At 43.8% G+C, this 11,976-nt stretch carries 13 protein-coding genes; 9 read left to right on the top strand and 4 right to left on the bottom strand.

What is annotated here, in order from left to right; genetic code table 11:
• Nucleotides 1-26: 26 nt before the first annotated feature.
• The 7 genes from thrS to ACKI5J_RS17410 all read left to right on the top strand — a co-directional run bounded on the left by thrS (nt 27) and on the right by ACKI5J_RS17410 (nt 5,256).
• A complete protein-coding gene (thrS, locus tag ACKI5J_RS17440) occupies nt 27-1,952 on the top strand; it encodes a threonine--tRNA ligase (RefSeq protein WP_407430773.1) in 1,926 nt (641 codons plus the stop codon).
• A 14-nt stretch (nt 1,953-1,966) separates the two neighbouring features.
• Nucleotides 1,967-2,542: a translation initiation factor IF-3 gene (gene infC / locus ACKI5J_RS17435; RefSeq protein ID WP_407430771.1), complete on the top strand. Its 576-nt coding sequence runs from the start codon at nt 1,967-1,969 to the stop codon at nt 2,540-2,542.
• Between the two features lie 21 nt (nt 2,543-2,563).
• Complete coding sequence (gene rpmI / locus ACKI5J_RS17430; RefSeq protein WP_407430769.1) at nt 2,564-2,764, top strand: 50S ribosomal protein L35; 201 nt, start codon at nt 2,564-2,566, stop codon at nt 2,762-2,764.
• A 71-nt stretch (nt 2,765-2,835) separates the two neighbouring features.
• A complete protein-coding gene (rplT, locus tag ACKI5J_RS17425) occupies nt 2,836-3,180 on the top strand; it encodes a 50S ribosomal protein L20 (protein WP_106292688.1) in 345 nt (114 codons plus the stop codon).
• A 64-nt stretch (nt 3,181-3,244) separates the two neighbouring features.
• Nucleotides 3,245-4,165, top strand: a complete 921-nt coding sequence (locus ACKI5J_RS17420) for a DUF72 domain-containing protein (RefSeq protein ID WP_407430767.1) — start codon at nt 3,245-3,247, stop codon at nt 4,163-4,165.
• 109 nt (nt 4,166-4,274) lie between these two features.
• Entirely contained in the window at nt 4,275-4,913 is a 639-nt protein-coding gene (locus ACKI5J_RS17415; protein ID WP_407430765.1) for a peroxiredoxin, read from the top strand.
• Between the two features lie 145 nt (nt 4,914-5,058).
• Complete coding sequence (locus ACKI5J_RS17410) at nt 5,059-5,256, top strand: cold-shock protein (RefSeq protein ID WP_407430763.1); 198 nt, start codon at nt 5,059-5,061, stop codon at nt 5,254-5,256.
• Nucleotides 5,257-5,313: 57 nt separating this feature from the next.
• On the opposite strand, the gene ACKI5J_RS17405 is transcribed toward ACKI5J_RS17410, so the two are convergent.
• From ACKI5J_RS17405 to ACKI5J_RS17390, 4 genes are read right to left on the bottom strand one after another with little or no spacing between them, the layout of a single operon-like run.
• Nucleotides 5,314-6,495 (bottom strand): THUMP-like domain-containing protein, encoded by a 1,182-nt coding sequence (locus ACKI5J_RS17405; RefSeq protein WP_407430761.1) that lies wholly within the window; start codon nt 6,493-6,495, stop codon nt 5,314-5,316.
• A 7-nt stretch (nt 6,496-6,502) separates the two neighbouring features.
• On the bottom strand, nt 6,503-7,759 hold the full coding sequence (locus tag ACKI5J_RS17400) for an aspartate kinase (RefSeq protein WP_407430868.1): 1,257 nt from the start codon (nt 7,757-7,759) through the stop codon (nt 6,503-6,505).
• Nucleotides 7,755-8,246 (bottom strand): GNAT family N-acetyltransferase, encoded by a 492-nt coding sequence (locus tag ACKI5J_RS17395; protein WP_407430760.1) that lies wholly within the window; start codon nt 8,244-8,246, stop codon nt 7,755-7,757. Before ACKI5J_RS17395 ends, ACKI5J_RS17400 begins: the two co-directional genes overlap by 5 nt.
• Before the next feature lies 1 nt (nt 8,247).
• Entirely contained in the window at nt 8,248-8,991 is a 744-nt protein-coding gene (locus ACKI5J_RS17390) for a YggS family pyridoxal phosphate-dependent enzyme (protein WP_407430759.1), read from the bottom strand.
• Nucleotides 8,992-9,031: 40 nt separating this feature from the next.
• Between ACKI5J_RS17390 and ACKI5J_RS17385 the strand changes: the two genes are divergently transcribed.
• Nucleotides 9,032-9,613, top strand: a complete 582-nt coding sequence (locus ACKI5J_RS17385) for a DUF4296 domain-containing protein (RefSeq protein ID WP_407430758.1) — start codon at nt 9,032-9,034, stop codon at nt 9,611-9,613.
• The gene (locus tag ACKI5J_RS17380; RefSeq protein ID WP_407430757.1) at nt 9,610-11,976 is read left to right on the top strand and encodes an endonuclease MutS2; all 2,367 of its coding nucleotides are present in this window, start codon (nt 9,610-9,612) and stop codon (nt 11,974-11,976) included. The genes ACKI5J_RS17385 and ACKI5J_RS17380 overlap by 4 nt, the downstream gene beginning before the upstream one ends.

Below are 11,976 nucleotides of genomic sequence, written 5' to 3'. Positions count from 1 at the left end.
ACAAGAACATAAAATCATAGTTGTAGATGATTAAGATTACACTCCCCGATGGTTCCATTCGTGAATACGAAGCTGGAACAACTCCCTATCAGATTGCTTTGTCAATTTCAGAAGGCCTCGCCCGAAATGTCCTTGCAGCAGAAGTAGACGGTCAGATCTGGGACTCGTCCCGTCCGATTGAAGCAGATGCTCATGTACGGCTGATAACCTGGAACGATAAAGAAGGTAAGTCGACGTTTTGGCACTCTTCTGCACACTTAATGGCAGAAGCACTAGAGGCACTCTATCCGGGTACCAAATTCGGTATAGGCCCGGCTATTGAAACCGGATTTTACTACGACGTCGACTTCGGTGACCGGGAGTTTTCTTCGGATAATTTTAAGGAAATTGAGAACAAGATCCTCGAGCTTGCTAAGAAGAAATCGACATTTGAGCGCAAGCCTATTAGTAAAGCAGATGCTATAGCCTACTTTACTGAAAAAGGAGATGAGTACAAACTCGACCTGATCAAGGATCTTCCAGATGGCTCTATCACCTTGTATACACAGGGCGACTTTACAGATTTATGTCGTGGTCCGCATATTCCGAATACCGGTTTCATAAAAGCGGTTAAGCTAATGAATGTTGCAGGTGCTTATTGGCGTGGAGATGAAAATCGTAAACAGCTTACGCGTATCTACGGAGTCACTTACCCTAAACAAAGTGAGCTGACAGACTATCTGAAAATGATAGAGGAAGCAAAAAAACGCGATCACAGGAAACTGGGAAAGGAACTCGAGTTATTTACCTTCTCAGAGAAGGTAGGAATGGGTCTCCCCATGTGGTTGCCTAAAGGCGCTGCGTTACGTGAGAAGTTGGTGCAATTCCTGCAGAAGGCCCAGGTAAAGTCTGGCTATGAACAAGTTATTACTCCACATATCGGTCACAAGAATTTATATGTAACGTCGGGTCATTATGAGAAATATGGAGCCGATTCTTTCCAGCCAATCAAGACGCCACAAGAAGGGGAGGAGTTCTTCCTGAAGCCAATGAACTGCCCGCATCATTGCGAGCTCTATAAATTCAAACCCCGCTCGTATAAAGATCTTCCGGTTCGCTTTGCCGAATTCGGTACTGTTTATCGTTATGAACAGAGCGGTGAGCTTCACGGGCTTACCCGGGTAAGAGGCTTTACTCAGGATGACGCACACTTGTTCTGCCGCCCTGATCAGGTGAAGGAAGAGTTTAAGAAAGTGATTGATCTCGTCCTGTACGTGTTTAATGCGTTAGGATTTAATGATTACACCGCGCAGGTATCGCTCCGCGACCCGGAGAACAAAACAAAGTATATTGGTTCAGATGAGAACTGGGCTCTCGCTGAGGCTGCTATTATTGAAGCGGCCGAAGAGAAAGGGCTGCCTACAGTGGTAGAACTGGGAGAGGCTGCGTTTTACGGACCGAAGCTTGATTTCATGGTGAAGGATGCACTTGGTCGCAGGTGGCAGCTCGGTACGATTCAGGTAGACTATAACTTACCCGAGCGCTTTGAACTTGAATATACGGGAAGCGATAATCTCAAACATCGTCCTGTAATGATTCACAGAGCACCATTTGGATCACTGGAAAGGTTTGTTGCTGTGCTTATAGAACATTGCGCAGGCAACTTCCCGCTCTGGCTGACGCCAGACCAGTTTATAGTGCTTCCTATATCGGAAAAGTATGAAGATTACGCAAAAAAAGTTTTAGAATCTCTTAATAATTCCGATATTCGCGGCTTGATTGACTTGCGCGATGAAAAAATCGGAAGGAAAATCAGAGATGCGGAAATCAAAAAGATCCCATACATGTTAATAATAGGTGAGAAGGAAATGAGCGAGAACTTAGTCTCTGTTCGTAAGCATGGAGAAGGCGATTTAGGAAGCATGACGGCAGAAGCATTTGAGAAGCAATTAATTACAGAAGTAACAGTTTAAATAAATAATAACATTTGGCATTAGGAAGACCAGGTTTTAATAAGGGTCCACGCGGACCGAGACCTCCGTTTAAGAAAAAAGAGGCTGAGCACAACATTAATGAGTATATCAGAGCTCAACAAGTGCGTCTTGTAGGTGATAATGTTGAACAGGGTATCATGTCTTTGGCTGAAGCCAGAAGGATTGCTGATGAGCAAGAGCTGGATCTAGTCGAAATATCTCCTAATGCTGATCCTCCCGTTTGTAGAGTAATAGACTACAATAAATTTATCTATGAGCAGAAGAAAAAGCTTAAAGAGATAAAAGCCAACGCAAAGCAGACGGTTATCAAAGAAATCCGTTTTGGACCAAACACCAATGAGCATGACTTTCAGTTTAAATTGAAGCATGCAATCGGTTTCCTGGAAGCAGGAGAGAAGGTTCGCGCTTACGTCCACTTCAAGGGTAGAGCAATCGTGTACAAAGAACAGGGTGAAATCTTGTTGCTTAGATTTGCTCAGGCTTTAGAAGAGGTGGGTAAGGTAGAGCAGTTACCAAAGTTAGAAGGAAAACGTATGTTTTTGATCGTTGGCCCGAAAGCAAAAAAATAAAAACAATTAATAAATAGAGTTATGCCAAAAATGAAAACCAATTCCAGTGCTAAAAAGCGCTTCAAGCTTACTGGAACAGGTAAAATTGCAAGGAAGAATGCGTTTATGAGCCACATCTTAACGAACATGTCTACTAAACGTAAGCGTAACTTGAGTCAGACAAGCTTAGTTTCTGAAGCTGACTTAGGAAACGTGAAGAGAATGCTTTGCATCGGAAAGTAATTTAATTAAGTAACCAGACACCCGGTACCTAAGATTGCATAAAGCAACACCGCTGTCAAAAATCAAACAACATGCCACGTTCGGTAAACGCAGTAGCGTCAAGAAGAAGAAGAAAAAAGATCTTAAATTTAGCCAAAGGCTATTACGGATCACGCAGCAAGGTTTATACTGTTGCTAAAAACACAGTTGAAAAAGGTTTACAGTATGCATACCGCGACCGTAAAACAAAGAAAAGAGAGTTTAGAGCCCTTTGGATTCAACGTATTAATGCAGGTGCACGTCAACATGGAATTTCTTATTCTCAGTTGATCGGTAAATTGTCAGCAAAAGAAATCGGTTTAAACCGTAAAGTTTTAGCTGATCTTGCAATGAACGAGCCAGCTGCATTCAAAGCTATCATTGATGCTGTAAAATAATATTGTTTTTATTGCAAATCGAAAGGGAGTCACACAATGACTCCCTTTTCTTGTTTAATGTTATATGGATTTCGGTAAAGTACCTGAACAAGAGTTGCCTGCTATCGATTTTAGTTTACCGCCGGATGGTAGATTAACGCAGGATGTCCTTCACGAGCAAACTCCTGTAAATGAGATCGCATCGTATATTGGTTGTGCAAAATGGGGAAGAAAGGAGTGGAAGGGATTGATCTATCCTCCTAAAACGAAAGATAGCCTCTTTCTCGACGAATACCTTAAGCATTTCAATGCTATTGAGCTCAACGCAATTTTCTATAAAATGCCTGATAAGCAACAGATAATCACCTGGAGGCAAAAGGCTGAAGCAGAAAGACCGGATTTTAAATTTTGTCCGAAAATTTCCCAGACCATCAGCCACATTAAAAGGCTGAAAAATGCGGAGGAAGCGACCTCGCAGTACCTGGAAAGTATCATGGAGTTCGGGCAGTATTTAGGCCCTTGCTTTCTTCAGCTGAGTGATAATTTCGGCCCCCCCAACTTGCAGGTGCTCGCCGACTATCTGGAATCTTTGCCAAGGGACTTCAATCTCTTTCTGGAGGTGCGGCATCATGCCTGGTTTAGTGATTCGGAAGCAAGGTCAGCGTTGTTTCAGGTATTAAGGCAAAACCAGATAGGTGCGGTAATAACAGATGCCAGTGGTCGTCGGGATTGCCTCCATATGGAGCTCCCTACGCCGCATGCCTTCATCCGCTTTGTTGGTAACGGCCTCCATGAAAGTGATTTCAGAAGGGTCGACGACTGGATTGAACGCATTAAATCATGGAAAGAGCAGGGACTTCAGTCTGCTTATTTCTTTTTGCACCAACATGACGAAAAGGATACGCCTGTATTAGCTGACTACACAGTCAGGCGCTGGAACGAGGTTCTTGGTACAAAGCTGGCCCCGCCCATGATTCTCAATAGACAAGCACAGTTGGGACTCTGAGCGAATACATCGGAGGGAAAACATGATGTTACGCAGACACTAATTTTCTTTTTCTTGCCCGAAACCTATTAAATTAGTAGACTTAAACCAAACGCTAATATCAAATACTATGAGCTTAAGACTAGGAGACACAGCACCAAACTTTACTGCCCAAACCTCACAGGGCGAAATTAACTTCTATGACTATGTAGGAGACAGTTGGGTTGTTTTATTTTCACACCCGGCAGACTACACTCCCGTGTGCACAACAGAGTTAGGCAAAACAGCCTCTTTAAGCGATGAGTTCGCTAAGCGTAATGTTAAAGTTATAGCCTTGAGCGTTGATCCCGTAGGAAAACACGAAGGCTGGATTCAGGATATAAATGAGACCCAGGGAGTGGAAGTGAATTTTCCTCTGATAGCCGATGAAAGTAAAGAGATATCTAATGCCTATGGAATGATTCATCCAAATGCATCTGATACGCTGACCGTGAGGTCACTATTCATCATATCGCCTGATAAAAAGGTGAAATTGATTATTTCATACCCAGCCTCTACCGGCAGAAACTTCCAGGAGATCCTTCGTGTAATCGATTCATTACAGCTCACTGCGAAGTATAGTGTGGCTACGCCCGCCGACTGGCAGCAAGGAGAGGATGTTGTTGTGGCTAATTCCATTAAAACAGAAGATATACCTGAAAAATTTCCCAAGGGCCATCGGATAGTAAAGCCCTATTTGAGGTTTACACCACAGCCAGACAGCGAATAAGCTTTTGACAGCCTTATAGAATTGCATATCTTACTCGAAATTTATACATTTGGTTAAGTGTTCTGTGCCATACATCTTGATTAATTAATGAATATTTCTTTTTCGGTAGTTGCACATTATCAGTACCTAAACAAAACTTATTATTATGAAAACTGGAAAAGTTAAATGGTTTAATGCCGAAAAAGGTTATGGATTTATTGTCGGAGACGATGGTAAAGAAGTCTTTGTTCACTTCAAAGATGTTGAAGGCGGAGTTAACGCGCTTAGAGAAAATGATTCTGTCGAATACGACGTCGCAGAAGGTAAAAAAGGTCTGCAAGCAGTCGACGTAAAGAAAGCTTAATTTTTATTGTACCTTATACTAATTAGTTAGCCCCATGCCATGGGGCTTTTTTTATGGCTAAGAAATCCTTTCTGCCCTGATGGTCACCAATTGATCGTTTGACGTTGTGAATAGGAGAAAGTCATTCCCGCCGTCGCTGAGCTTATGCTTCTTTTTTAGCTGATCAGTAGATAAAGGGAAATTTCGGCTTACTACATTGAAGCTACCTGATGTTCTTTTCCTGGAAAACTCCCTATACGCTTCCCAGAATACGATCTTGAAGACCTTTCCCGGAAAGTTCTCTTTCAAATCACCAGAAGTATACAAGTGGGTATTAGCCCCTAACTTTAGCAGTTCAAACCGCTTAGCAATCGTTTTAAAGGCGCCGGACTTTAAAACAGCCACGTCTGGTTCATAAAGAAAACTCAAAGGCCTGGCATACGTGCTAATATGTTCGTTACGCTCATCTGATAGAGTGAATGTAAAACGGGTGGTTCGCTCTCCGCCTATCGCAGAGCAGACAATCTTTGCCTCCCGATGGTTTCCCGCAGACAAGACCCAAAGTAATTCCTTGCAGTCATTCTTCACGCTCACCACGTGTAATTCCTCCGTAGCACCTTTAAAAGCCTTCAACCCAGCCTGTATATCCAACATAGGGGAGGTCTTCACAACCACCCGGCCGGCAACGCTGAAAAAGAGCCCGAGGTTGTCTATTACATTAGGCTCGGTCTCTTCCAGTAGAAATACCTTTTTATTTTCGACCCTTCTTGACGGGTCGACATAAATTGTATCAAATCGCCCCGTATGCTTCTTCAGGAAAGGAAGGGAGTCATCGTTTACGAAGGTGATATTATCTGTGCCTAAGATTCGAAGGTTGTGTTCAGCAATCTCCGATAACTCTTTATTCCGTTCTACATGCACCAAAGATTCAACCGTCTTCGAAAGGTAATAGCTGTCAACACCAAATCCACCGGTGAGATCGATTGCATTTCGGCCTTTCATCAACCCAGATTTATAAGCAGCGGTTATCTCTGATGATGTCTGCTCTACCGATAGCTTAGGGGGGTAATAGATCCCTTCTTTTGCAAACCAGGTGGGTAGCTTTTTCTCCGACCGTCTCCTGCTGTCAATTTGTTCAGCTAACTCTCGTGCACTTACTCCTTCAAACGGACTCTTACCCAGCATGATCTTATGGACATCAGCATGGAGATTGTCTATTATATATTTCTGAACGGCAGGATGAAATAGCGCAGTATTCATCTTCATGCTATTTCAAAACCACCTGCGCTGTTACGCGACTACTTTGTTCAAGCATGATCGTCCTGCCCTTGGTGAATTCATTTAACAGGTCTCTCTCATAATGTCTCATAGTAACCAGCTGCAAGCCTTCGTTGTATTTAACAATAAAGTTCTCCTCCAGCAGGCTGATAAGACGGGCAAATGTACGTTGATCACTGTCAACACACCCCGACAGGCTTGTCGCCGAAACCTGTACAACATTCATTTTAATCGCAAAATCTGCAAAGCTCCTGTATATCACACTGATATGTTCTTCGGTAATAAACGACAGATCCTTTGTCGTAAGTGAGATTAAGATCTGGTTGTTCTTAATGATAACGGCAGGCTCGGTGATCTTAACGTCAGTGTCCGTAATGCAAGTACCACTTTCTTCCGGAGCATTGAAAGGCTTAACATATAGAGGAATATGATTATTCTGAAGAGGCTTGATTGTTTTTGGATGGATGACCGTCGCCCCATAATAGGTCATTTCGATGGCCTCACGATAGGAAAGTTCCTCATACTTTTTCGTGTTGGCGAATAGCTTAGGATCGGCGTTAAGGACCCCGGGAACATCCTTCCATATCGTTACCGCCCGGGCTCCCAGGCCTGTAGCAAATATAGCTGCCGAGTAGTCTGAACCTTCCCGGCCAAGCGTCGTACTGAAGTTCTCTGATGTCCCCCCAATGAAACCTTGCGTCACAATATACTGGTTTTGCAGAACCGGGACAAGCTGTTCCTTTATCCTGGCAGAGGTTTTCACCCAATCAACCTTTCCTCTACGGTAAGTATTGTCGGTTTGAATATAGCTGCGTGCATCAGTCCATTGATTTACAATCCCTGAGTTGTTCAGGTAATGACTCACAATCTTCGATGATACCAGCTCGCCAACGGACACGATCTGATCATACAGGTAGTCATAACTGTCATATGGCTCCTCTTCCAAAATCCATTCGATCTCCACGAAAGTATTCGCAACATCATCATATATCGGGTGCGATCTATCTTCAAAAAGGTCGTCCATGATTTTCTCGTGGTAAACCTTAATCGCTTCCAGAATATCCAGTGTGCTGTCTTTTCTATCCACATAGGCGTTCAGGAGCTCTTCGAGTGCGTTAGTAGTCTTACCGATAGCCGATATCACGATGAGCAGTTGCAGCTCAGGTTTCAATGACAAAATATGGGCTATATTTCTAATTCCCTCTGCATCCTTGGAAGACGCTCCTCCGAATTTATATACTTCAATCATGTAGTGGTGATGATATGGTGCTTGCAGAAAGCTGATCACTGCTCAACGAAACGTTGATCCATTCGCCTTCAAAACGCGCATTGTATTTTTTATAAAAGTTAATGGCAGGTTCATTCCAGTTGAGTACCTGCCAGCTTACTCCATTAAATTTCTTATCCCGGGCCTCCTGTAATATGCGTTCAAAAAGCATTGTGCCAACGCCCTGACCTCTGAGGCTTTCATTGACATAGAAATCCTCCAGGTACATCCTGCAGCCCTTCCAGGTCGAAAAGCGGACGTAATACAAGGCAAATCCTTCCAGTCTCCCCTCTACCTCCGCAACGAACGCGGTCCATATCGGATTCTTTCCAAAACCTGACTCCGTAAACTCATCCGATGTTACAGTTACTTCCTGAGGAGCCTTTTCATATAAAGCCAATCCTTTTACCATTTCAAGGAGCTGCCCGCAATCATCCTTGCGCGCAGGGCGAATCTCGATTTTCATTTTAATTTAATGTTGCGTCAGTATTATCAGAGGGGGGAGTGGCCGACCCAGAGCTGTCTTTAGTCTTCCAATGAGGGATTATACGCTTACCGAAGATGGTGCTTCCAATGCGAATCATGGTGCTTCCCTCTTCAATGGCAATTTTGTAATCTGATGACATGCCCATGGATATCTCTTTAAACGAATCCGTTTTGCGAAAAAAGGACGCCTTCAGTCCATCGAACAGGACCTTTAGCTCATTAAATTCATCCCTTATCTGCTTTTCCTGGTCAGTATTGGTCGCTATGCCCATGATTCCTACAATGCGGACGTGTTTCATCTCTGCGTACTCTTCCGATCGGAGAAGCTCAACAGCTTCATCAAAACCAAGTCCGAATTTCGTTTCCTCATCCGCAATATAAATCTGGAGCAGACAGTCAATAACCCGCTGGTTCTTCTCCCCCTGTTTATCAATTTCTTTAAGCAGCTTCAGACTGTCTACAGAATGAATCAGGCTGATAAACGGAGCAATATATTTTACTTTATTCGTTTGGAGATGTCCCAGCAAGTGCCACTCAATATCCTTCGGAAGCTGCTCATGCTTTTCCACCAGCTCCTGCACTTGATTCTCCCCGAAGATACGCTGCCCGGCGTTATAGGCCTCCAGAATGTCTGACGCAGGTTTAGTCTTCGAAACAGCTATCAGCTTTACTTTTGAAGAGCTCAGTTCATTCTTTAATTTCGTCAAGTTGGCTGCAATGCTCATTTATGTGTATTTTTAACCCCTAATCTGGCTAAATTACTAAATGAAGCGTTTATTGTTGCTGTTTTTTATAATCATTTTTCTTAACGCCTGTAAATCTGATGATAGACCGAAGGGGATATTGGGCAAGGAAGAGATGATCGATGTGCTCACCAATGTACACCTTGCAGACGGTTATGCAAGCTCGCTTTACACAGACAGCAGCCGGAATAAGATTGCAGCGCTCTACGGTGCCATATATAAGAAGCATAACACAGATTCGATTGGAATTCGAAAAAGTCTGGAATATTATTCCCGTAACCCTGCCGAGCTAAAGCTGATGTATGAAACCATCATCAGGAATCTGGAAAATCTCGAAAAAGAACAGCGCGCCATTGAAGAGAAAAAACAGCAGGAAGAACTAGATAAGTACAATAAAGAACAGCAACTTATAGCCCGAAAACTGAAGTTAAAGAATGACTCTTTACGAAATGACTCACTTAACAAACAATATATTAAAATCGATACGTTTAAAGTTATTCCGATAAAGAAATGGACCTTTCAGGAGATGCTGCAGAGAGAGAAAACGAAAAAACAGGATTCCCTAAGAAGGGATTCATTGATGAAAGCGAAAGTTAAAGAATGATCTACCCCAATAACGCTGCTGATAAACTAGGGTTTACAGACGTAAAATTACATATACAGTCACTTTGTCTGAGTGATATGGGCCGCCAGATGGTCGATAAGATTCAGATGATGTCGAACTACGACAACATAAATAAATTCCTTCGGCAAACCAGGGAATTTAAAGAGATACTGGAAAACGATTCCCCGCTTCCTATCCGCCACTTATTTGATATCAAATCCCTGGCAGAAAAGATCAGGGTAGAGGGCGCGTTCCTGACCGAAGCAGAACTTCACCAGGTTTTGCTGTCATTGCAAACCGTGTTCTCCGTAATCAGCTATTTCAATGAACGGGAAAGCAGGTACCCTACGCTCGAGGCTCTTTTCGAGCATCTGCCAATTGAAAAGAAAATCCTCAAAAGCATTGAAGCGGTAATCGATGAAAAAGGAAAAATCAGAGCGAATGCGTCCAGGGAACTGCAGGAAATAGTCGCCGGTATTGCCCGGGCCGAGCAGGAGGCGAGGAAAAAGATAGACCACATCTTTAAAGCTGCACAGAACAGCGGATACACAGCTGACGGTTCACTCACCATTCGCGATGGCCGGCTTTGTATTCCCCTTCTGGCCGAAAATAAGAGAAAGGTAAAAGGGTTTGTTCATGACGAATCTGCATCCGGTCAAACCGTTTATCTTGAGCCTGAAGAGGTCTTCCAGTTAAACAACAAGGTTAGGGATCTCGAGTTTGATAAACGAAGGGAGATCATCCGCATACTTGTTGCCCTCAGCCATGACCTGCGACCCTATGTGCCTTTATTTCTCGCTTATCATAGTCTGCTTACCAAACTGGATTTCGTAAGAGCTAAGGCGCTTTTCGCGATAGAAACCGAAGCACAAATGCCCGTGCTTGTCAATAAGGCAGAACTCAACCTGATTAACGCACGGCATCCCTTGTTGTTGCTGGCGCTTCGCAAAGAGAAGCAAACGGTAGTTCCCCTGAACATCAGTATTGATGAAAAACAAAGAATAGTTGTCGTTTCGGGGCCTAATGCAGGAGGAAAATCAGTTTGTATGAAGACGGTAGGACTGCTGCAGATTATGGTGCAGGCCGGACTGCTTGTTCCGGTCGACGAACACTCGGTTTTTGGCGTCTTCAAACAAGTTTTTGCGGATATCGGTGATGATCAATCTATAGAGAGCGACTTAAGTACCTACAGTGCCCATCTGTCCAAGATGAAATACTTCGTCGAAAATGCCGGTGGTAAAACGCTGGTGCTGATCGACGAATTTGGTACGGGTACAGATCCCCAGTTTGGCGGACCGATAGCAGAAGCTGTTTTAGATGCCCTGAACAGAAAGAAGATCCGCGGGGTGGTTACTACTCACTATTCAAACCTGAAGCTGTTTGCCAATGCCACCGAAGGGCTTGAGAACGCCTCAATGATGTTTAATAACCTGGAGATGCAGCCTATGTACATCCTGGAGATGGGCAAGCCTGGAAGCTCCTACGCCTTTGAAATCGCCCAGAAGATTGGCCTGCCCGAGCATGTACTCCATGCCGCTAAGAGCAAAATCGGTACACATCAGAAGAAAGTGGATACCCTGTTGGTCGATCTCGAACGGGACAAGAAGGATTTGCTCGAAAAGAAGGTTCTACTCGATAAACAACAACGTCGCGTCGATGTCCTGCTTCGCGAAAACGAACAACTTAAAGAATACCTCGACGAGAACAAGAAAGCTATCTTAAAAGAAGCCAAGAAGGAAGCGCAGAGTATCATTCTGAATGCTAATAAGCTTATAGAAAATACGATCTCCGAAATCAAGGAAACAAAAGCTGAAAAGGAGAGTACAGCGAAACTTCGGCAGAACCTGCAGCAGGAGTTGAAAAAACATCAGATTACGAAAGAAAACCCAAAGCAGGTATCAAAGGCCGACGAAGAGTTGAAGCACGGCGACTGGGTTAAGCTGACTGATTCTGAAACTGTAGGACAGGTTATCGATGTAACAAAAGACAACGTGATTCTCGCTATCGGTGATCTCCGCTCCGTCGTTAAGCGAAAGAGGGTAGAGCGTATCACCAAAAAAGAAGTGCCAAAAGAGGTCCGCAAGTCGTACTCCTCACAGTTAACTGACACTTACGCATCATTCAGTCCGGAAATAGATATAAGGGGAATGAGGGGAGAAGACGCCCTTCATGAAATTGAGAAGTATCTGGACAGAGCCCTCATGATGGGTATGTCGAGCCTCAAAATTATTCACGGAAAAGGAGACGGCATCCTAAGGAAACTAATCCGCGGATACCTGAGTAAATACTCCCAGGTATCGCGGATGGAAGATGAGCATGCTGACCGCGGTGGCGATGGCATTACTTATGTATATCTGAGCTGA

Origin of the sequence: Arcticibacter sp., assembly GCF_045629565.1 — a bacterium.
In the GTDB taxonomy this organism is placed as follows: domain Bacteria; phylum Bacteroidota; class Bacteroidia; order Sphingobacteriales; family Sphingobacteriaceae; genus Arcticibacter.
This window is presented reverse-complemented; position numbering and strand designations above follow the sequence as displayed.

Coding starts and splice junctions, on each gene's coding strand:
- rpmI (WP_407430769.1), top strand. CDS start 2,564: ATGCCAAAAATGAAAACCAATTCCAGTGCTAAAAAGCGCTTCAAGCTT.
- thrS (WP_407430773.1), top strand. CDS start 27: ATGATTAAGATTACACTCCCCGATGGTTCCATTCGTGAATACGAAGCT.
- rplT (WP_106292688.1), top strand. CDS start 2,836: ATGCCACGTTCGGTAAACGCAGTAGCGTCAAGAAGAAGAAGAAAAAAG.
- ACKI5J_RS17405 (WP_407430761.1), bottom strand. CDS start 6,495: ATGAATACTGCGCTATTTCATCCTGCCGTTCAGAAATATATAATAGAC.
- ACKI5J_RS17390 (WP_407430759.1), bottom strand. CDS start 8,991: ATGAGCATTGCAGCCAACTTGACGAAATTAAAGAATGAACTGAGCTCT.
- ACKI5J_RS17395 (WP_407430760.1), bottom strand. CDS start 8,246: ATGAAAATCGAGATTCGCCCTGCGCGCAAGGATGATTGCGGGCAGCTC.
- ACKI5J_RS17380 (WP_407430757.1), top strand. CDS start 9,610: ATGATCTACCCCAATAACGCTGCTGATAAACTAGGGTTTACAGACGTA.
- ACKI5J_RS17415 (WP_407430765.1), top strand. CDS start 4,275: ATGAGCTTAAGACTAGGAGACACAGCACCAAACTTTACTGCCCAAACC.
- ACKI5J_RS17410 (WP_407430763.1), top strand. CDS start 5,059: ATGAAAACTGGAAAAGTTAAATGGTTTAATGCCGAAAAAGGTTATGGA.
- ACKI5J_RS17385 (WP_407430758.1), top strand. CDS start 9,032: ATGAAGCGTTTATTGTTGCTGTTTTTTATAATCATTTTTCTTAACGCC.
- ACKI5J_RS17420 (WP_407430767.1), top strand. CDS start 3,245: ATGGATTTCGGTAAAGTACCTGAACAAGAGTTGCCTGCTATCGATTTT.